The 21911-nt window shown below is 56.8% G+C and carries 14 protein-coding genes; 11 read left to right on the top strand and 3 right to left on the bottom strand.

What is annotated here, in order from left to right:
- Window positions 1-12 precede the first annotated feature (12 nt).
- Both JT718_RS02110 and JT718_RS02105 read right to left on the bottom strand, forming a co-directional pair.
- Window positions 13-1911 carry a RagB/SusD family nutrient uptake outer membrane protein gene (locus tag JT718_RS02110; protein WP_205500014.1) on the bottom strand — a complete coding sequence of 633 codons (1899 nt, stop codon included), beginning with the start codon at window positions 1909-1911 and terminating at the stop codon, window positions 13-15.
- A 19-nt stretch (window positions 1912-1930) separates the two neighbouring features.
- Window positions 1931-5191, bottom strand: coding sequence for a SusC/RagA family TonB-linked outer membrane protein (locus JT718_RS02105; protein ID WP_205500013.1), 3261 nt, complete (start codon window positions 5189-5191; stop codon window positions 1931-1933).
- A gap of 306 nt (window positions 5192-5497) precedes the next feature.
- Between JT718_RS02105 and kduI the strand changes: the two genes are divergently transcribed.
- The 10 genes from kduI (at window position 5498) to JT718_RS02055 (ending at window position 19978) form a co-directional block, all read left to right on the top strand.
- The gene (kduI, locus tag JT718_RS02100; protein ID WP_205500012.1) at window positions 5498-6337 is read left to right on the top strand and encodes a 5-dehydro-4-deoxy-D-glucuronate isomerase; all 840 of its coding nucleotides are present in this window, start codon (window positions 5498-5500) and stop codon (window positions 6335-6337) included.
- 6 nt (window positions 6338-6343) lie between these two features.
- Window positions 6344-7132, top strand: a complete 789-nt coding sequence (locus JT718_RS02095) for a gluconate 5-dehydrogenase (RefSeq protein WP_205500011.1) — start codon at window positions 6344-6346, stop codon at window positions 7130-7132.
- 59 nt (window positions 7133-7191) lie between these two features.
- Window positions 7192-8235 carry a LacI family DNA-binding transcriptional regulator gene (locus JT718_RS02090; RefSeq protein ID WP_205500010.1) on the top strand — a complete coding sequence of 348 codons (1044 nt, stop codon included), beginning with the start codon at window positions 7192-7194 and terminating at the stop codon, window positions 8233-8235.
- A 159-nt stretch (window positions 8236-8394) separates the two neighbouring features.
- Window positions 8395-9819: a tagaturonate reductase gene (locus JT718_RS02085; protein WP_205500009.1), complete on the top strand. Its 1425-nt coding sequence runs from the start codon at window positions 8395-8397 to the stop codon at window positions 9817-9819.
- Between the two features lie 159 nt (window positions 9820-9978).
- Window positions 9979-11376 (top strand): glucuronate isomerase, encoded by a 1398-nt coding sequence (uxaC, locus tag JT718_RS02080; RefSeq protein ID WP_205500008.1) that lies wholly within the window; start codon window positions 9979-9981, stop codon window positions 11374-11376.
- A gap of 3 nt (window positions 11377-11379) precedes the next feature.
- A complete protein-coding gene (locus JT718_RS02075; protein ID WP_205500007.1) occupies window positions 11380-12408 on the top strand; it encodes a sugar kinase in 1029 nt (342 codons plus the stop codon).
- Complete coding sequence (locus tag JT718_RS02070; RefSeq protein WP_205500006.1) at window positions 12398-13057, top strand: beta/alpha barrel domain-containing protein; 660 nt, start codon at window positions 12398-12400, stop codon at window positions 13055-13057. Before JT718_RS02075 ends, JT718_RS02070 begins: the two co-directional genes overlap by 11 nt.
- A 48-nt stretch (window positions 13058-13105) precedes the next feature.
- Window positions 13106-14473, top strand: coding sequence for an MFS transporter (locus JT718_RS02065; protein ID WP_205500005.1), 1368 nt, complete (start codon window positions 13106-13108; stop codon window positions 14471-14473).
- Between the two features lie 135 nt (window positions 14474-14608).
- Window positions 14609-17080: a glycoside hydrolase family 95 protein gene (locus JT718_RS02060; RefSeq protein WP_205500004.1), complete on the top strand. Its 2472-nt coding sequence runs from the start codon at window positions 14609-14611 to the stop codon at window positions 17078-17080.
- A gap of 321 nt (window positions 17081-17401) precedes the next feature.
- On the top strand, window positions 17402-19978 hold the full coding sequence (locus JT718_RS02055) for a phosphoenolpyruvate carboxylase (RefSeq protein ID WP_205500003.1): 2577 nt from the start codon (window positions 17402-17404) through the stop codon (window positions 19976-19978).
- 264 nt (window positions 19979-20242) lie between these two features.
- On the opposite strand, the gene hutG is transcribed toward JT718_RS02055, so the two are convergent.
- Entirely contained in the window at window positions 20243-21205 is a 963-nt protein-coding gene (gene hutG / locus JT718_RS02050; protein WP_205500002.1) for a formimidoylglutamase, read from the bottom strand.
- Between the two features lie 94 nt (window positions 21206-21299).
- Here hutG and JT718_RS02045 point away from each other — a divergent pair, with 94 nt between their 5' ends.
- Window positions 21300-21863: a hypothetical protein gene (locus JT718_RS02045; protein ID WP_205500001.1), complete on the top strand. Its 564-nt coding sequence runs from the start codon at window positions 21300-21302 to the stop codon at window positions 21861-21863.
- Window positions 21864-21911 lie beyond the last annotated feature (48 nt).

Genomic DNA, 21911 nt, shown 5'->3' with positions numbered 1-21911 from the left:
CAAAACCTGAGATTAATACCCGTAATCCTGCGTGAGCCTGAAGTTGGCGTTCAGGGCGTTGGTAGGAATGGGGAAGAGTTCCGACTTGTTTTCCTTGAACTGGCTGCCAAACGCTCTCATGGCACCACTTGTCCCATTTCCAGGATCTACATACAAAGGATTATAATGAGCTTCAGTGATCGCTGCGGCCCAGTTTACCCGGGTGTAGCCGTCTGGGGCCGTGGTGGTAGGCGCTGGTTGGTACATCACCTCGTTCACATTGCCGTTGATGGGCGTACCGTCAGGCGCCAGGCCGGCCAGCAGGTTGAAGCTAAGCGCTTCTTCGTTGGCGGTGGCCGCACGGCCCAGGAGTGCATTTGGCTTGAAGAACACGTATTGCGGCACGTTGGCATACCGCCCGGTTCTGTTCATCATCTGCTGCAACTTCTCTCTGGTCTCGCTTATCATGGTAGGCAGCAGTTTCCAGCGGTACAGGTCGTACTTGCGGATTCCCTCACCGCCAAACTCCAGCAATCTCTCTTTCACAATAGCCTGGAAGAACTCATCCTTGGAAGTGGGTGTGGTGCCCATTCTGCTTTCCCACTGGTCTACAAAGGCTCTTTTTCTAACGGCCTCGTAGGCTCCAATGGCTGCTGCGGTTGGTCCGTTCAGTTCGTTCTCTGCCTCGGCAAACATCAACAGAATATCAGCGTATCTGATCAGGGGCCAGTTGATGCCCAGGGTCTGGTTGGTCCCGGCAATGGTAGTCCAGTACTTCCTGAACTTGCCTTCCCGCATGACCATGGTAGTGGTCAGGGTCTTGTTGTTGTTGGCTTCCACCGCCAGGTACGCCAGGGTCACATCTCTTCTGGAATCACCAATTGAGTCAAACTCATAGAAATAAGTAGGCACCGCTTCAATCAGGCCATTGGCCTGCCCGTAGGTGGTGTTGGCCGCGTTAATTCTGGGGCCGTTACCGTACCCTAACTTGGTGTCGGTTCTAGCATTTCCGCCGTAGGCACCCACTTCCCAGATCAACTCAAACGTAGGGTCCAGGCGGGTACCGCTGTGCAAGGTGCGGAAGACGTTCTCATACACCGGGTTCAGGCTGTTCTCACCTCTTTGAATGATGTCCAGGCATTCTTGTCTGGCAATCTCGTAGAATTCCCGGTAGTTGGCTCTGCGCTCCATCTGGCGCGAATCCCGGCGCAGGGCGTAGCCTCCTCTGGCCAGGGCAATTCTGGCCCGCAGGCCTTTCACGGCCGCTTTGGTCACGCGGGTGGTTGGATCCCCCGACTCGGCTCTCCATGGAACCAACTCGGCGGCCTGGGCTAAATCTGCCAGCAGGCGGTCATAGATCTCATCCTGGTTGGTCTTGGCAATAAACAGGTCCGGGATGTCTGAGGATGGCTCAAACTGGGCAGGCACATCTCCCCAGTTGCGCACCAACTCATGGTAAAACTGCGCCCGCAGGGTAAGCGCCTCGCCTAAGAACTTGCGCATCATGGCCTGCTCCTCGGCGGTACCGCTGGTGTACAGCGGCGACAGCGGAATGTTCTTGATACAGATGTTGGCGCGCTCAATCCCTCTGTATAGTTGGTTGAAAGGCGCGTCAATATCGGTGTTGCCCGGGGCCACGCCGTAGTGGGCAATCCCTGTACGGCTCTGTGGGTTGTGGTCTCCCCCTACCCTGAAATCATCGGCGGCGTTGGGGAAAAGCGTGGAAATTCTGCTGCCGTAGCCGTTATCGCCCGGCAGCATGTTGTACACCCCCGTTAAGGCAGAATTGGTGTAAGACACGCTGGCAAAAACGGCATCCTGCGAGAGAACCGAGTTGTTCTCCACGTTCAGGAAATCATCACAGGCTGAAAAGGTGAGGAAGCCTCCTAGTGCAGCCGAAAACAGCAGGGACTTGATATAGGTCTTTTTCATCTCTTACTCAGTTATTGCATTAGAAAGTAATGTTTACACCACCCACAATGTAGCGGCTGCGCGGATAGGCCGCGTAGTCTACGCCAGGCGTCAGGGCATTGCGTCTGGTGTTGGCCTCAGGGTCATACCCAGAGTAACCGGTGATGGTAGCCAGGTTGTTCACAGTACCATACACTCTCAGTTTTGAGATTACCCGGGTTCTCTTCAGCAGGGCCTCTGGCAGTGAGTAGCCAAGGGTCAGGTTGGAGATTCTCAGGTAAGAACCGTCTTCAATGGCGAAGGAGTGCAGGAAATATTGTCCTCCTGGCGGTGTCCAGTACTTGGTGTTGGCATTCATGGCGGCCAGTTCGTCTGGGTTGGTCACCAGCTGTCCGCTTTCATTGTACCACTTCCAGCGGTCGTTCATGATAGACAACATGTTGTTGTCTCTGTACAGGTATTGGGTGGTAAACTCAATCTTGTTGGCGTTGTACACTTTGGCACCATAAGAGAAGTTCAGGAACAAGCTCAGGTCAAAGCCTTTGTAAGTCACCTGCTGGTTGAAACCACCAAAGAACTTAGGTTGGTTGTTGCCCAGTACTTTTCTGTCGTCCAGTCCAATCATGTCTGAGCCGTTGTCTGGGGTAAGGTCTTTCAATTTCAGGTCACCCGGCTGCGGGGCTCTGTTGCCCAAGGCAATGTTCTGGCTGTTGGCCACTCCTTCTTTCAGGGTGTAAGACCAAACATTGGTAGTAGGGTTGTGGGTGATGGTGAAATCATCCAGGGTGTAGAAGCCATCGGTCTCGTAGCCGTAGTACTGGCCTACCGGGCCGCCCACTTCCACCAGGAAGTCCTGGTAAGAGCTGGTGATCCATCCTGAAGGCCATGGGTAAGATTTAAGCGGCTGCCCTTGGGTATCGGTTCCCAGGCTCACAATCCGGTTTTTCTGGTGTGTCACGTTGAAGTTGGCAGTCCAGGTTACGTCACCCTTGTCCATCACTACCCCGTCTAATTGTAACTCCACCCCTCTGTTTCTGGTTTTACCCACGTTCTGCAGCTGGTTTTCCCATCCGCTGGTAGGCGGTGTCTTGGCCAGCAGCAACAGGTCTTTGGTGTCGTTCTGGTAGAAGTCAATGCTACCGTTGAGTCTGCTGTTCCACAGGGAGAAGTCAACCGCCAGGTTTTTGGAAACGGTGGTCTCCCACTTCAACCTTCTGTTGGCCAGTGATGCCGGCACAAAACCCGGCGTGATGGCCTCGGTGTAAGCGTACCCGTCGGTGGTGTTGGCCTCAAAGATAGATCTCCACTGGTCTGGCACAATGCGGTTGTTCCCTACGGCACCAAAGCCGAAGCGCACTTTCAGGTCGTTCAACCAGCCTTTGGTACCCTCCATGAACGATTCCTCGCCAATGTGCCAGGCCAGGGAAACGGTGGGGAAATAACCAGTCCGGTACTCAGGGGCAAACAAAGAAGACTCATCACGGCGGAAGGCGGCGTTGATTCGGTATTTCTCTTTAAAACTATAGCCTACGCTACCAAACAACGAGAACAAGGTTTCCCCGGACTCAGAAGTGGCGGCCGGGCTCTGGATCAAACCAGCCGGAGGAGTTGCCTTCTGGATACCCGCGAAAGCTTGCTCTGGGGTAATGTCGGTAGGCAACCATCTTACCTGCACGCTGTTGCTTTCATTGTCTCTTTTCCAAAGCTCATGGCCCAGCAACACGTTCACGCTGTGGTCTTCGCCAAACTTGGTGCGGTAGCTTAAGGTATTGGAGTTGGTGATGGTGTATTGCTCACCGCCCGACAGGTTCACCACCGGCTGGGCGTTGTTCTGGCGGGCAATTGCGGTAGCCGTACCATTAAAGTCTTTCCGGTTTCTCTCCGTGGCGCTGATTCCGAACACACTCTTGAAGGTCAGGTTCTTGATCAGTTCAAGGCTGGCGTACCCGTTGAAGATTACGTCATTGCGGTTGTCATAGCGCAACTCCTGGTTGGCCAACAGCACCGGACTGGTCAGGTTGGTGTTGGCGAAGAAGTTAGGGTCAAACTCGTCTACCAGGTTCTCAAAACCCGGAGAGATGTATGGTCTGAAACGCACGGCGTTACGCAAGCGGTTGGTGCTCTGCGTACCGGTGCTGGAAGTACCCACCCCTTCAATCTGCTGGCGGCTGTAGCGGGTGGTGAACCCCACCTTGAACCGGTCATTTACGGTGTGGTCAAACTTAAGGGAGGCCAGGGTACGCACGTTGCCTGAGTTCAGCATGATACCTTCCTCGTCTACGTGGTTGAGGGTGAAGTTAAAGGAGGTTGACTTGTTACCGCCGGTAACTCCCAACACGTGGGTCTGGCTAAAGGCAGAACGGCCAAACACCTCTTCCTGCCAGTCAACGGCCGGCATGTTGCGGTAAATGTCCAAGTCCTCAAAGCGACCGTAGTTGTCTCTGAAGCTATTGCGGGTTTCCTCGTTGGTGTTGCGGTTGTAGATCTCGTACTGGTATCTCACATAATCATACGGGCTCATCACATCCAGTTTGTTCACAATCTGACGCACCCCGGCAAAACCGTTGTAGGTCACCTGGGTGGGCATGTCACGGCCGCCTTTGGTAGTGATCACCACTACTCCGTTTGCCCCCCGCGCCCCGTAAATGGCCGTAGACGCCGCATCCTTCAGCACGTCAATGGACTGGATCTCCTGCGGCGACAGGAAAGAAAGGGCGTTCTCTACCTGAATACCGTCTACTATATAAAGAGGCTCGTTGCTCTGCGTGATGGAGTTACCGCCCCGCACCCGAATGGTGATCTCGGCACCGGGCTGTCCTTCAGAGGTGTTTACCTGCACCCCCGCCAGACGGCCGGCCAGGGCCTCGGCCGCGGTACTTACCGGCACATCCTGGATTTGCTTCGCGTTTACCGAGGAAACCGCACTGGTCAGTTCCTTTCTGGTCACGGGCTGGTAACCCACCACCACTACTTCATCAATTACCTTTGCATCAGAGGCCAGCGCAACGTTGATGGTGGTGCGTCCGTTGATAGGCACCTCCTGCGACTGGAAGCCTATGTAAGAGAACACAAGGGTTCCGGTACCGTTGGGCACCGACAAGGAGTAATTTCCGTCCACGTCAGTGGCATTGGCAGTGGTGGTACCCTTCAGGAGCACGGTTACGCCGGGCAGGCCTTCCTTCTTTTCATCTGTCACTTTCCCAGTGATGGTGACCGACTGGGCATAGGCGCCCACCATCGCTGAAAAGAAAAAAGCAAGCACCAGCAGGTAGCGGCTCTTCTTAAGTAATGCTTGTTGCATAAGGAACAATTTGATTTTTGATAATTTGATAGGAACACGAAGCAATCTGGCGGTTTAGCAGTATTATGCGCAACCGATTGCATATTTACTATTAATTACCATGAATGCCAAAATTTAACCCGCATTTTTTAAGAGTTTTATAAAAACCACCCCTTTACCCCGCTTGGGTTAACATTTTTATATTAGGCATGCAGCATATTTACACTTGCTCTTTGCATCATCCAAAAGATTTTTCTGGGGCAACCTCACCCAACTTATTGATAAATTTGTAATTTGCGCAAACGATTACATCAACTTATCAACCCTATGCCCCTACACCATACCACCCGCCACGCCATTCACCCCCAGGATTTCAAAGGGTACGGAACCCAGAAACTGCGGGAGCACTTCCTCATTGAGGAGCTGTTTCAGCCCGATGCCATTGAGCTGGTCTACACCTTGTATGACAGGCTCATTGTGGGCGGCGTGCACCCGGTGAACGGGCCGGTGGCGTTGGAGACCTTCCCTACCCTGCGCTCAGACTACTTCCTGGACCGCCGGGAAATAGGGATCATCAACGTGGGGCAGGAAGCGGCCGTGACCGTGGAGGGAGAACAGTATGTGCTGGCTCCTAAGGAAGCACTCTACATTGGCAAGGGCGTAAAGGAAGTGGTGTTTCACCCGGCGGCCAACGGCCCGGCCTACTTCTACTTCAACTCAGCCCCTGCCCACCACGCCTACCCTACCAAGCAGGTGCGCCTGGCCGAGGCCGAGACCGTGGAACTGGGCTCGCTGGAAACCGCCAACCACCGCACCATCAGAAAGGTGTTGATCAACTCGGTGGTGGAAACCTGCCAACTGCAGATGGGCGTGACCGAACTGAAGCCAGGCAGCGTCTGGAACACCATGCCGGCCCACACCCACGACCGCCGCATGGAGGCCTACTTCTATTTTGAGTTGCCCGAAGACCAGGCCGTGTGCCACTTCATGGGCGAGCCCGACGAAACCCGCCACCTGTGGGTGAAGAACCGCCAGGCCATCATATCCCCGCCGTGGTCCATCCACTCCGGCGCCGGAACCTCCAATTACACCTTTATCTGGGGCATGGCCGGCGAAAACCTGGATTACAACGACATGGACAAAGTAGCCACCACTGACCTGAAATAGCCGTTTATGACCCATTTATTTGATTTAACGGGCAAAGTAGCCCTGGTAACCGGTGCCACCCACGGACTGGGCATGGCCATGGCCACGGCCCTGGGCAAAGCGGGCGCCACCCTGGTGGTAAACGGCAACACCCCCCAGAAAATGGAACTTGCCCTGGAGCAGTACCGCCAGCAGGGCCTGGACGTGAAAGGCTATCTCTTTGACGTCACTAACGAGGAACTAGCCCAGGAGAACATCGCGCGCATTGAGCAAGAGGTAGGCCCCATCCACATTCTGGTGAACAACGCCGGCATGATCCAGCGGGTACCTGCCCTGGAGATGGACGTGGCCGACTTTAGGAAAGTGCTAGACGTGGACCTTACCGGTCCGTTCATCATGTCCAAGACGGTGGGCAAGTACATGGTGGAACGCCGGGCGGGCAAGATCATCAACATCTGCTCCATGATGAGCGAGTTGGGCCGCGACACGGTTACCGCGTACGCGGCGGCCAAAGGCGGCCTGAAAATGCTCACCAAGAACCTGGCCACCGAGTGGGCCCGCTACAACGTGCAGGTGAACGGCATTGGCCCCGGCTACTTCGCCACCGACCAGACCGCGCCCATTAGGGTAGACGGCCACCCCTTCAATGACTTTATCGTGCACCGCACCCCGGCCGGGCGCTGGGGCGACCCCGAGGATCTGGGCGGCGCCACTATTTTCCTGGCCAGCCGCGCCAGCGACTTCGTGAACGGGCAGATCCTGTACGTAGACGGCGGCATCCTGGCCACCATTGGCAAACCCAGCAACGAGCGCTAGGCGCCCGTTAGAAAAGACGGAATTGACTATTTGATCGTACCTATATGGCGAGCAACAAGATGGGCAGTAAACCAAAGGTGACCATTCACCACATTGCAGAGAAGCTCAACATCACCGCCTCCACGGTGTCCCGGGCCCTGAACGACAACCCCCGGATCAGCGAGGTGACCAAAAAGGCGGTCCTCAAAGCCGCCAAGCAGCTGAACTACCAGCCAAACAACATTGCCGCCGCCCTCCGCAACGGCAAAAGCTACATCATTGGCATCATTGTACCCACCGCCGACCGGGCCTTCTTCGCCTCGGTGGTGCGCGGCATTGAGGAAATCGCCAACAAGCTGCACTACAAGGTGATCATCTGTCAGTCCTATGACAACTACGAGAAAGAGGTGCAGACCATAGACGCGCTGCTGAGCGCCCGCGTGGACGGCATCATCGCCTCTATTGGCAAGAACACCGAGAACTTTGACCACTACAAGCGCCCGCAGGAAAAAGGCATTCCGCTGGTTTTGTTTGACCGTACCACCGACGCCCTGGAGGTAAGCCAGGTAGTGATTGATGACTACCTGGGCGCCTACAAGGTGGTGGAGCACCTCATCCAACAGGGTTGCCGCCGCATTGCCCACTTCACCAGCCCCAAGAAGGTGAGCGTGTTCAAGGAGCGTCTGCGCGGCTACATGGACGCCCTGCGCGACTACGAGGTGCCCTTCTCAGAGGAACTGGTCATCAAGAGCAACCTGCAACTGGAAGACGGCCGCGCCAGCATGGAGCAGCTGCTGGGCCTGGCCGAAAGGCCCGACGCCGTGTTCTCGGCCTCGGACTATGGCGCCATGGGAGCCCTGCAGGTACTCAAGGAAAACGGCATTAAGGTGCCGCACGAGATTGCCGTGGCCGGCTTCGGAAACGAGCCGTTCACCTCGTTCTCAGACCCGGCCCTCACCACCGTGGACCAGTTCAGCTTGACCATGGGCCGCATCACCGCCGAGCTCTTCTTTGAACACTTCAAAGCCAGCGCCGACAAGAAACTGGTGCCGCAGAAAACGGTCCTCAAGCCAGAACTCATCATCAGGGGCTCCACGCTACGGAACGCCCCGCCTAAAAAATAACGGGTTGTTTTGGGCCGGTTTTGCTTAAAACAGGCCCAAAACGGAAAGGCACCCTGCCCCAACCCACCCCAGGGAAAGCCCCAGGCGCTTTTCCTTTTTCCCATTGACTAATTGAGCCCCAGGCCCCGTGCCCGGCTCCCAACCTAATGTAGAAAGCTTATGCAGCACCTGAACAGAACCACCGCCAACATTGCCCAAACCAGGCCCACCAAAGTAGTACAGTTTGGCGAGGGAAACTTCCTTCGCGGGTTTGTGGACTGGATCATTGATATCCTGAACGAGAAGACCGACTTCAACGGGGCGGTTGAGATTGTGCAGCCCTTGGACAAGGGCATCTACCAACTGCTCAACCAGCAAGACGGCTTGTACCACGTGGTGCTGGAAGGCATTCAGGACGGGCAGACGGTGCAGGAGAAACGGCTGATTACCTGCGTGGGCACCTCCCACAGCCCGTACGCCGACTACCAGGAGTACCTAAGGTTGGGCGAGAACCCAGACCTGGAGTTCATCATCTCCAACACCACTGAGGCCGGCATCTGCTTTGAGGCCGCCGACGTGAACTTTGACACCACGCCCAGCTCGTTCCCGGGCAAATTAACGGCCTTGCTGTACCGCCGCTTCACGCATTTTGCGGGAGCCAAAGACAAAGCCCTCACCATTATTCCGTGCGAACTGATTGAGAAAAACGGCGAGAACCTGCGCGCCACCGTGCTGCAGTTCGCGCAGCACTGGAACCTGCCCACCGAGTTCACCGCCTGGATCCAGAACGATACTATTTTCTGCAACACGCTGGTAGACCGCATTGTGCCGGGCTTCCCCAAAGACACCATCAAAGAGATTCAGCAGGAACTGGGCTTTGAAGACAACCTGGTGGTGAAGGCCGAGCCGTTCCACCTGTGGGTGATCGAGGCGCCGGAATCGGTGGCCCAGGCCTTCCCCACCGGGCAGGCGGGCCTGCAGGTGAAATTCGTGGACGATCTTACCCCATACAGAACCCGCAAAGTGCGCATCCTCAACGGCGCCCACACGGCGCTGGTACCGGTGGCCTACTTGCAAGGCCTGCGCACCGTGCGCGAAGCCGTGGAAGACGAGAAAGCCGGTCAGTTCATCAAGGAAGCCATTTTTGAGGAAATCATCCCCACGCTGGACCTTTCCGCCGAGGAGCTGAACCAGTTCGCCAACGACGTGATCGAGCGTTTCCAGAATCCGTTCATCCGCCACGAGCTGCAATCCATCGCGCTCAACTCCGTGTCTAAATACAAGGTGCGCGTGCTGCCGTCGGTACTGGAGTACCAGAAACGCAAAGGCCAGGTGCCGCAACGGTTGCTGCATGCGCTGGCCGCCCTGATCCTGTTCTACAAAGGTGAGTACAACGGCGAGCAGATTCCGCTGAACGACACCCCCGAGGTGCTGGAGTTCTTCCAGGCCGCCTGGCAGAAAGATTCTCCCGAAGAAACGGTGCAGGCCGTGTTGGCCAACCAGGAGTTCTGGGGCACCGACCTTACCCAGGTAGAAGGCCTGGCGCAAACCGTAGTTCAGGAGCTAGGCCTGCTGCAACAGCAGGAGGCGGTAAAAGCCGTTTAACCCTACCGTTCCTTCCCTTTTGTTCTAAAAACAGGCAGCATCTTGGCAGAAGCTGTCTGTTTTTGACCTATTTTCACCAAAATACCCGGAAAACCGCCGCCCTGGCCCGCCAGCATTGGAGGCTTTCCCGGTTTGTTTTCATCTAACTACGCCAAGTACATGTCCTTTTTAGACGACAACTTCCTTCTCCAGACCAAGACAGCCCAGGCCTTGTACCATGAGCATGCCAAGCACATGCCCATCATTGACTACCACTGTCACCTGAATCCGGAGGACATTGCCAACGATAGAAAATTCAAGAACCTGACCCAGATCTGGTTAGAGGGCGACCATTACAAGTGGCGCGCCATGCGTACCAACGGCATTCCCGAGCGTTTCTGCACCGGTGACGCCGATGATTACGCCAAGTTTGAGAAATGGGCCCAGACCGTGCCGTACACCATGCGTAACCCGCTGTACCACTGGACCCACATGGAGCTGAAGCGCCCCTTCGGGATTGAGAAAGTCCTGAAGCCGGAGTCAGCCCGCGAGATCTATGACAGGGCCACCGAGATGCTGCAGTCCAATGAATTCAGTGTGCGTGGCATCCTGAAGAAAATGAACGTGGTGACCATCTGCACCACCGATGACCCGATTGACAGCCTGGAGCACCACCAGAAAATAGCCGCTGATGATTTCGGCATTAAGGTGTTGCCAACCTTCCGTCCGGACAAGGCCATGGCCATTGAAGACGGCGGCTATCTGGCGTACCTGCAGAAACTGGAGGCCGCCTCGGGTGTTTCCATCAGCAGCTACCGCAATTTGCTGGACGCCCTGCAGCAGCGCCACGACTTCTTCCACGCCCAGGGCGGACGTTTGTCTGACCACGGCCTGGAAACCATGTACGCCGAGGAATACACCGACCAGGAGATTGCCTCCATTTTTGAAAAAGCGCTGCAAAAACAGCCTTTGACCAAAGAAGAGGTCCTGAAATTCAAATCAGCCATGCTGGTGGAACTGGCTCTGATGGACCACGCCAAGGGCTGGACCCAACAATTCCACCTGGGCGCCTTGCGCAACAACAACACCCGCATGATGCGTGAACTGGGCCCAGATACCGGCTTCGATTCCATCGGGGATTTTGACGTAGCCCGTCCGTTGGCCAAGTTCATGGACAAGCTGGACAACTCCAACCAATTAGCCAAGACTATTTTGTATAACCTAAACCCGAGCCAGAACGAGCTGTACGCCACCATGATTGGGAACTTCAACGACGGCAGCACACCGGGCAAAATCCAGTACGGATCTGCCTGGTGGTTCCTGGATCAGAAGCAAGGTATGGAAGAGCAGATGAACGCCCTGTCCAACATGGGCTTGCTGAGCCGCTTCGTGGGCATGCTCACCGACTCGCGCAGCTTCCTCTCCTACCCACGCCACGAGTACTTCAGAAGAATTCTCTGCAACATGCTGGGCAACGACGTGGAGAACGGCGAACTGCCGGCCTCAGAGATGGAATGGTTAGGTCAGATGGTGGAGAACATCTGCTACCACAACGCCAAAAATTACTTCAACTTCTAAGCCATGGCTGCAGGCAAAGTCTTATCATTTGGAGAACTGCTCCTGAGAATCTGCCCCGATGGCGACGGCCAGTGGTTGCAGGAAAACAAGCTGCCGTTCTACGTAGGCGGTGCCGAACTGAACGTGGCCACAGCCCTGGCGCTGTGGGGCGTTCCCTCGGCCTACCTTACCGCGCTGCCCCAGAATTTTATCGCTGAGCAGCTGATGGGTTACATGCAGGAGCGCCAGATTGATACCAGTCCGGTGGTGCTGCAGGGCGACCGCGTGGGCCTTTATTACCTGCCCAAGGGAAAAGACCTCAAAAACGCCGGCGTGATCTATGACCGCGCGGGCTCGGCGTACGCCGACCTGAAAACCAGTGCCATCAACTGGGACCAGGTGTTTGAAGGTGTGAGCTGGTTCCATTTCAGCGCCATTTGCCCGGCCATCAACCAGAACGTCGCCGAGGTCTGCGCCGAGGCGCTGCAAGCCGCCCAGGACCGCAGCATCTTCGTATCGCTGGACCTGAACTACCGCGCCAAGCTGTGGAAGTACGGCAAAGACCCGGTGGAGGTCATGCCAGCCCTGGCCGCTTCCTGTGACCTGATCATGGGCAACGTGTGGGCCGCCAACAAAATGCTGGGCATGCCGCTGCAGGAAGAACTGGTGCAGGACATTGAGAAAGAGAAACTCCTGCAGCACGCCACCTTAACCTCAGAGGCTATTTTGAAGGAATTCCCCAAATGCAGGATCGTAGCAAACACCTTCCGCTTTGACCACGGCCCGAAGGGCATCCGCTACTTCACCACGCTCTACACCCAGGGCGAACTGCACGTGTCGCAGGAGTACGTGGTAGACCAAATCCTGGACAAAGTGGGCAGCGGCGACTGCTTCATGGCCGGGCTCATTTACGGCTTCTACCACCAGCGCTCGCCCAAAGAAACGCTGGAGTTTGCCACGGCTGCGGCCTTTAAGAAATTATTCATTGAAAGCGACGCTACCACCAGCACGGTAGCCGAGATTGAGGAAACCATCCAAGCCTATGCCAACTAAAGAAACGGCCCTGCAGGCCATCCTGGACCAAGGGTTATTGCCCCTGTTTTTCCACGAAGACCCTCAGCTGAGCCTGGAGGTGGTGAAAGCCCTGTACCAGGCCGGCGTGAGAACCTTGGAGTACACCAACCGCGGGGCTGCCGCGCTGGAAAACTTCACGTTTCTGAAAAACGAGCTGAAAACGTACCAGGACCTGCACCTGGGCATCGGGACCATTAAAACCGTGCATCAGGCCGAGGCTTTCCTCCAGGCCGGCGCCGATTACGTGGTGGCCCCCATTGTGGACCCGCAGGTAGGCAACCTGGTGCACGAGGCCGGTCTGCTCTGGATTCCGGGGTGCTTCACGCCCACAGAGATCCATGTGGCGCAGCAGGCGCAGGCCGCTTTGATCAAGATCTTCCCGGCCAACATTGTAGGCCCGGCGTTTGTGGCTTCCATCAAGGAGCTGTTCCCGGGGCAGTTGTTCATCCCCACCGGGGGCGTGGAGCTGGAAGAAGAGAACTTCCGCACCTGGTTCAAGTCGGGCGTCTGTGCCGTGGGCATGGGCAGCAAACTCATCAGCAAAGAAATCCTGGCCAACCGCCAGTTCAGTCAATTACAGGACCTCACGACCCGCGCATTGCACTTAGCCCAGACATGTAAACAATAATTTAACCGTGCCCCTATGACCCAAACAAAACAAACAAACCCAAGGCCTATGCTCAGCCAAGAAAAGATTGGCGGTTACCGGTGGACCATCTGTGGCCTGCTCTTTTTCGCCACCACGGTCAATTACCTGGACCGCCAGGTACTGAGTCTGCTGCAGCCCATGCTGGCCGAGAAATTTGGCTGGTCTAACACCGACTACGCCAACATTGCGGCGGTTTTCCAGTTTACCTACGCCATCTCCATGCTCTTCGCCGGCCGCATCATTGACCGGTTGGGCACCAAGTGGGGCTACGCCTGGGCCCTGATCATCTGGTCGCTGGCGGCCATCCTGCACGCGTACGCCGAGCCGCTGGGCCGTGCCGTGAGTCCGCTGGCTACTACCCTGGGGTTTGCCGCCGTACCGGTGTCGGTGCTGGGTTTTATGGTGGCCCGCGCTTTTCTGGGTTTCGGTGAGTCTGGTAACTTCCCGGCGGCCATCAAGGCCACGGCCGAGTACTTCCCTAAAAAGGAGCGCTCGCTGGCCACGGGTATCTTCAACTCCGGCTCCAACGTGGGTGCCATTCTGGCCCCTGTCACTGTGCCGTGGATTGCCTCGCACCTGGGCTGGGAGTACACCTTCTTCATCATTGGGGCCATTGGTTTCCTGTGGCTGGTGTTCTGGTTCTATTACTACGAGACCCCAGACCGTCAGAAAAAATTAAGCGCCGCCGAGCGCGATTACATCAGCAGCGACAGCGAGCCGGTGCTGGAGCCGGATTCCCCGGCCTCGGCCGAAAAGGTTTCCTGGTTCAAACTGCTGGGCTTTAAACAGACCTGGGCCTTCGCGTTCGGGAAATTCCTGACCGACGGGGTGTGGTGGTTCTTCCTCTTCTGGTTGCCCGCTTACCTCAAGGCTCAGTACGGCCTCACCGGCACGCAGGTGATGCTTCCGTTGGCCGTGCTCTACAGCATGACCATGGTGGGCAGTATTGGCGGCGGCTGGTTCCCCATGTACTTCATCAACAAAGGCTATAACCCTTATGAGGGCCGCATGCGCGCCATGCTGGTGATTGCGCTCTTCCCGCTGGTGGTGTTGGCCGCGCAGCCCCTGGGCGACATCAGCTACTGGTTCCCGGTTATCCTGATCGGGGTTGGCGCTTCGGCCCACCAGGCCTGGTCAGCCAACATCTTCACCACCGTTTCAGACATGTTCCCTAAAAAATCGGTGGCCTCGGTGACCGGTATTGGCGGCATGGCCGGCGGTATTGGCGGCGTGGTGGTGACCAAGGTGGGCGGCTACCTGTTTGACCACTACGAGAAACTGGGCAACGTGGAAACGGGCTACACCATCATGTTCGCCTTCTGCGCCCTTGCTTACCTCATTGCCTGGAGCGTGATGAAGAGCCTGGTGCCTAAGATGAAACCGGTGGCGCTGTAAGCCACCTATGCACATAGAAAAAAGCAGGACCCCACAGTCCTGCTTTTTTCTTGTGGCAGGCTCTCCTGCCGCCTGTTTCCCGCTCTCCCTTTTCAACCTATTTTCTGGAAAACACCGCAAAAACCAAGTCTACGCATGAAAACTGTTTTTCTGGGGTTCGCCCTGTTTCTGGGGCTGGCCTTTTCCCCCTCTTTCGCGCAACCCAGCTCCCCCTTGCGGTTGTGGTACGACAAACCCGCCTCCCACTGGAACGAAGCCCTGCCCTTGGGCAACGGGCGCATTGGGGCCATGGTGTTCGGCAACCCGGCCCGCGAGCAACTGCAGCTGAACGAGGAAACCGTATGGGCCGGCGAGCCCGGCAACAACCTCAACCTGGACCTTTACCCGGCCCTGCCCCAGATCAGGCAACTGATCTTTGACGGGAAACACAAGGAAGCCCAGGCCCTGGCCCTGCAGAAAGTACCCCGCGCCGCGCCGGCCCACAACAACTACGGCATGCCGTACCAGCCGGTGGGCAACCTGTTCCTGCAGTTCCCCGGGCATGACCGGTTCACTCACTACACCCGCGACCTGGACATTGGCCAGGCGGTGGCCTCGGTCTCCTACCAGGTAAACGGCGTCACGTTTAAGCGCGAGATGTTTTCGTCCTTCACCGACCAGGTCATCCTCATCCGGCTCACGGCCAGTAAACCCAACAGCATCACCTGCACCCTGGAGGCCGACAGTCCGCACAAGCTCTATCAGGTGAGCACCCAGGGCAGGAAACTCATTCTTTCGGGCACCTCCGGCGACGTGGACAACAAGAAAGGCAAAGTGAAGTTTCAGGCGCAGGTGCAGCCGGTGCTCACGGGCGGCTCCCTCACGGCTACGGGTACTACGCTCCAGATCACTGGAGCCACCGAAGCGCTCATCTACGTGTCCATGGGCACCAATTTCAGGAACTACCAGGACCTGAGCGGAGACGAGGCCGCCAGGGCTTCCTCCTACCTGGCCAGCGCCCTCAAGAAGAAGTACGCCAAAGCCAAACAGGCGCACATAAAGCATTACCAAAACTACTTCAACCGGGTATCGCTGCACCTGGGCACCTCCGCCGCCCGCAACCAACCTACTAATGAGCGCCTCGCGGCCTTCGCCAAGGGCAACGACCCCGAGCTGGTGGCGCTGTACTTTCAGTTTGGGCGCTATCTGCTGCTTTCCAGCTCTCAGCCCGGCACCCAACCCGCCAACCTGCAGGGCATCTGGAACGACAAGATTGCCCCGCCCTGGGACAGCAAGTATACCGTGAACATCAACACCGAGATGAACTACTGGCCCGCCGAGGTCACCAACCTGCCTGAGATGCACGAGCCGCTCTTCAGCCTGCTCAAAGACCTGGCCCAAACCGGAAAGGAAAGCGCGGCTAAGATGTACGGGGCCCGCGGCTGGACGATGCACCACAACACCGATCTGTGGCGTATTACCGGTCCGGTAGACGGCGCGTTTTACGGCCTGTGGCCGATGGGCGGTGCCTGGCTCACCCAGCACTTGTGGCAGCATTACCTGTACACCGGCGACCAGAAGTTCCTGAAGGAATACTACCCGGTGCTCAAAGGCGCGGCCCAATTCTACGCCGATGTACTGCAGGAAGAACCTTCCAACCAGTGGCTGGTGGTGGTGCCGTCCATGTCGCCGGAGAACGCGCACCAGAGCGGGGTTTCCATTGCCGCCGGCACCACCATGGACAACCAACTGGTGTTTGACGTTTTCTCCAACGCCCTTAGGGCGGCGGAAGTCCTTCGTACCGACCAGGCCTTCGCCGATACGCTGCGCCAACTCCGGAGTAGGCTGGCTCCCATGCAGATTGGGCAACATAACCAACTGCAGGAATGGCTGCACGACTGGGACCGCCCCACCGACAAACACCGGCACGTATCGCACCTGTACGGCCTGTTCCCCAGCAACCAGATCTCGCCTTTCACCCACCCAGAGTTGTTTCAGGCCGCCAAAACCTCGTTGGTGTACCGCGGCGACAAATCCACCGGCTGGTCCATGGGCTGGAAAGTAAACCTGTGGGCCAGGCTCCTGGACGGCAACCGGGCCTATAAATTGATTGAAGACCAACTCACCCCGGCCGGGGTTGAGGCCAAAGGCGAAAGCGGAGGCACGTACCCCAACTTGTTTGATGCGCACCCGCCGTTTCAGATAGACGGCAACTTTGGCTGTACCTCCGGCATTGCCGAAATGCTGCTGCAAAGCCACGACGGTGCCCTGCACCTCTTGCCGGCCTTGCCAGAAAAATGGCCTTCGGGCGAAGTGAAAGGTTTGGTGGCCCGGGGAGGCTTTGTGGTGGACCTGCGCTGGGAAAATGGCAAAGTGATCGCCCTTACCCTGCACTCTGAACTAGGCGGTAACTGCCGCCTGCGCGTGGGCAACGGCCTGACCCTGAAAGGCAAGGGAGACCTGCAGCCCGCCCAGGGCACTAACCCCAATCCCTTCTACCAGTTGGCTGCCATTAAGACCCCGCTGGTTTCGCCCAAGGCAACGGGGCAAAGGCCCGCCGTGCCCGCCACCACCCTGCTGGACTTAAAAACCGAGAAAGGGAAAACCTACCAGCTCATTGGCCGGTAAGTAAACTGCATGGATAGCTTCTGAAAGGGTACGCCTGGTCCGGTCAACAGCCAGGCCAGGCGTACTGCTTTGGGTAGGTTTCTGTTTTGGGGCGTATTTTAGAAAAAGGCCCTGAAAACAGGATTGGTCAATCCAGAACAGATTAGAAGCAAAACAGGCAATTCACCAGACATTTCCACAAACATTTATCGCATTTATTACCAAAAACCATATCAGTTTTCACATTACCTTTTATATTTGTTAATCACCTAAAACTGTGCCTGCCCCGAAAAGGCGCCTTACTTTGAGGACAGTTTACCACACCACTACTACTAGCAAACTATGGATGGTTCTTCCAACAGCGCCCTGCAAACCTATGACAAACACGTAGGGCTCAAATTTCAGTTGTACAACAGCTTGTTCACGTCGCTGCCGTTTCACCGGGTAGAGAAAACAGGCGTGTTGCTTTCCATTTTCCTGCTGCACTGTGAAGAAGGATTTGCCAAGGAGGCCAGCCCGGCCGACATCATCGGCACGTTCTTCAGCCAGTACACGCCCTACCGCACCCAGCAGGAGCAGATGGATTTGCTGTTCAGGTTTGTGCAGTACGCAGAGCGGCAGGTGGTGCTGTTTGACGCCCTGGAAGACGCCTCCTTCAAAGAGATCCATGACATGAGCGGGGCGGGTACCCTCAAGCACCTGCAGGCCGAAGTGGAGCAAACCCAGACCCATCCGCAACTGAAAGAAAAGCTGAAGGACTTCTCAGTGCGGCTGGTGCTCACGGCCCATCCCACTCAATTTTACCCCAGCGAAGTGCTGGGCATTATCAATGACTTGTCTAAGGCGCTGGTGAGCGACAACACCTCGCAGGTGAACAGCTACCTGCGGCAGTTGGGCAAGACCCCGTTCTTTAAAAATGAAAAGCCGTCGCCGTATGATGAGGCAGTGAGCCTGATCTGGTACCTGGAGAACGTCTTTTACCAGTCGGCAGGGCAGATCATGTCCTTCCTGAAAAGCCAGTTTCCCGAGGCGGTCTCGGGGCAGAACCCGCTGATCCGCCTGGGTTTCTGGCCCGGCGGCGACCGGGACGGCAACCCGTTCGTATCGGCTCAGATTACCCTGAAAGTGGCCGAGGCCCTGCGCGGCGCCATTATCAAGTCGTACTACCAGGATGTGCGCCGGCTCAAGCGCCGCCTTACGTTCAAAGGCGTTTTAAACGAGCTGGTCTCGCTGGAAGAAAAGCTGTACAACAACTTGTTCCTGCCCGGCTACAAAGCCGATATTACCCGGGAAGACATCCTGGCGCCGCTCCAGCGCATCACCGACATTCTGATCAGGGACCACAACGGCTTGTTCCTGAACCTGGCCGAAAACCTGGTGCGCAAAGTGGAGGTGTTTGGCTTGTACTTCGCTTCGCTGGATGTGCGGCAAGACAGTTCGGCCCATACGGAGGCCCTGGAAGCCATCGCCTCGCAAACGGAGGCGCTGCCGAAAGACTACCCGCAGTTGTCTGCCGAGGAAAAGATAGCGGCCCTGCTGAACGCCAACACCACCGTAGACCCCGCCCGGCTGGAGAACGAACTGCACCGCGACACGCTGGAATCCATGCAGGCCATGAAAACCATTCAGGCCATCAACGGCCAGGAAGGCAGCCACCGCTACATCATCAGCCACAGCACCAGCGTTTTGGACGTGATGGAGGTGTACGGCCTGTTCCTGCTCAGCGGCTGGCAGCCCCAGGAACTCACCGTGGACATTGTGCCTTTGTTTGAGACCATTGACGATCTCAGGAATGCCCGTGCCGTGATGCAGGCGCTCTACACCTCTGCCGTGTACCGGCAGCACCTTGAGCGGCGCGGCAACATCCAGACCATTATGCTGGGCTTCTCAGACGGCACCAAAGACGGCGGGTACCTCATGGCAAACTGGAGCATTTACAAAGCCAAGGAAGAGCTGAGTTTGCTGGCCCAGCAGCACGATCTGCAGGTGGTGTTCTTTGACGGGCGCGGTGGTCCGCCCGCCCGCGGGGGTGGCCGTACGCACCAGTTTTACGCGTCTATGGGCTCTAACATCGCCAGCAAGGAGATTCAGCTCACCATTCAGGGGCAGACCATCAGCTCTAACTTCGGGACCATTGATGCGGCGCAGTACAACATGGAGCAGCTCATGCACGCCGGCATTAGGAACGCGCTGTTCACGGCCCGCGAGACTACCCTTACCCGGCAGGAAGAGCAGCTCATGCAGCAGCTGGCCGACGAGAGTTACCAGGCCTACAACACGCTCAAGAACCTGCCCAACTTTCTGGAGTACCTCAACTACGCCAGTCCGCTCCGGTACTACGCCGAGGCCAACATCGGCAGCCGTCCGGCCAAGCGCAAGCCCGGCAAACTCAACCTGAACGACCTCAGGGCCGTGCCCTACGTGGGTTCCTGGAGCCAGCTGAAGCAGAACCTGCCCGGGTACTACGGGGTGGGCGCCGCCATGCAGAAACTGGAAGACGCAGGCCAGTGGAGCGCCGTGGAGCAGCTGTACCAACGCTCCTTGTTCTTCCGTACCCTGATCGGCAACTGCGAGATGGCCATGACCAAGTGCTTTTTCCCGCTCACCGCTTTCCTGGCCAGGCACCCGCAGTACGGCGAGCTCTGGAAGATGATTCACCAGGAGTTTGAGCGCACCAAGCAGTACGTGCTGCGCCTCACGGGCAACACGCACCTCATGGAAGACAAACCGGTGAACCGCCTTTCCATCCAGATGCGCCAGCGCATTGAGTTGCCGCTGCTCACCATCCAGCAGTACGCCCTTACCCAGATCAGGGAAATGGAAGAGCAGGAAACCTCCACCGCCGACAAGGGCAAGTTTGAAAAGCTGGTCATGCGCTGCTCCTTCGGGATTATCAACGCTGAGCGGAATTCTGCGTAGGTTTTCAACGCCCAAAAACAGAAAGGAGCAGCTTTGGCATAAAGCTGCTCCTTTCTGTTTTTGGGCTGTTTTGGCCAAAAGGTGCCCTAAACAACGTGATCAGTGAACCGGCTTCTTTCCAATGTTAACCCTACATGGCGCGAAAGTTATTCCGTGCCTGGTTGATTGGTTAAAAAAAGACCAGCAGTAAGACGCAGAACCTTCCCCTTTCGTTTTCCGTGCATTTTCCCGAAATCGGCCTAAAAACAAACGGGTGTGAAGGATTTAGCTCCAGAATTTCACAATTTGGAAAATAAGCGCGGCGGCCAGCCGGGCCGTTTGGCCATCTACGTCAAACGCGGGGTTCAGCTCTACCACATCTACCGTGATCACCTTGCCGCTGGCCATGATCTCCTGCAGGATAGGGAGCACCGCCTGCGGGGCCAGGCCCAGGGCGTTGGGCGCGCTTACTCCCGGCGCATACGCGGCAGCAAACACGTCTAAGTCAATGCTAAGGTACAGCTTGTCTACTTTGTCTGTAAAGGCTTTGATTTTCTGCCGGACGGCCTCGGTTAAGCCGAAGTGCAGGTCCTGCGCCTCTACGTACTGGGCACCCAGGGCGGCGGCGGTCTCAAATTGTTTGCGGGTGTTGCCAGACTCCTGAATGCCCAGGCAGAGGTAATGGAACTCCTTTCCGGCGGCCGCCAGGTCATGGGCTATCTGCAGGAACGGGCTGCCCGAGCTGGGCTGCGGGGCGTAGCTTCGCACATCAAAGTGGGCATCCAGGTTAATGATGCCCAGCTGTTCCCCGTCCTTCAGCTGCTTCTGGATTCCAAGGAAATGGCCATAGGCGGTTTCATGGCCCCCGCCCAGAACAAGGGTCTTATATCCCTTTCTCAGCAAGAGTTCCACTTTTCGGCCCAGTTGGCCCTGCGCTTCCTCCAGCCGCTGGTTGGCGCAGAGGATGTCGCCGCCCCCAAACAGCTGCACCCCCTCGGGCAAGTGATCGGCCAGGGCCGACATGGCCAGCCGCAGCGCGTTGGGGCCACCCGCTGCGCCTACCCGGCCCTGGTTTCGCCGTACGCCCTCGTCACAGCTGAAACCCACAAACGCAAAATCTCCATTCCCGTCGGCCACATCCCTGGAAAGGTCCAGGAGTTGCACCACCTGGTGCCACCGCAGGCCCAGCACCCCATCCTGCGTGTCTGTTCTTCCCTTCCAGGTGGTTTTGTCTGATGGTTTGTACATAATCGTCTGCCTTAGGTGCTAAAGAGAGCCAATAATTTTCTATCTTAACTTCGCTCCTCCCGTTCACCCGACCAGAAAATTACACCGGCATTATATGAATTTATTCTATACTATTCTACAACAAGCCAAGGAAGAAGACAAACCCGTAGCCCTCCGCCTCCACGCGCCCGAAGGTCCCAAACTGTACCTGGGCTACCTGCTGGACTACAACGAAGAAACCATTAGCCTGCGCTCGCTCACCCAGCAGGGCTTGCCCAACGGCATCCTGATTCTCAAAACCTCTGATTTGTTTGGGGTAGACTTTGACGATATTTTCCTGCGCCGGCTGGAGACCAAGGGAAACAACCTCCGGAAGATCTACGCAGACACCGCCGTGCCGGCCCTGTTCCACATTGGCAACTGCAGCATGGTCGAGATTCTGGTGCAAGCCCAGAAAGAACAGCAGCTCATTTACCTGTACCTCTACCAGGACCTGGGCCTGTACGGCTTTATCAAGGAAGTCACCGAGTCTGAGTTCCTGATGGAAGTCTACAGCAGCTATGGCCAATACGATGGCCTGTCGGTGCACCAGATTGAGAACGTGAAGAACATCAACTGGGAAGACGAAGACACCCGCATTGTCCGGATTCTGCTGGACGCCCAGAAATCAGTGAATTGATTTTGCCTGGTTTTGCCAAAAATAGGCCCAAAACAACTAGCGCAGAAA

Origin of the sequence: Rufibacter psychrotolerans, assembly GCF_016924645.1 — a bacterium.
Taxonomy (GTDB): Bacteria; Bacteroidota; Bacteroidia; order Cytophagales; family Hymenobacteraceae; genus Nibribacter; species Nibribacter psychrotolerans.
This window is presented reverse-complemented; position numbering and strand designations above follow the sequence as displayed.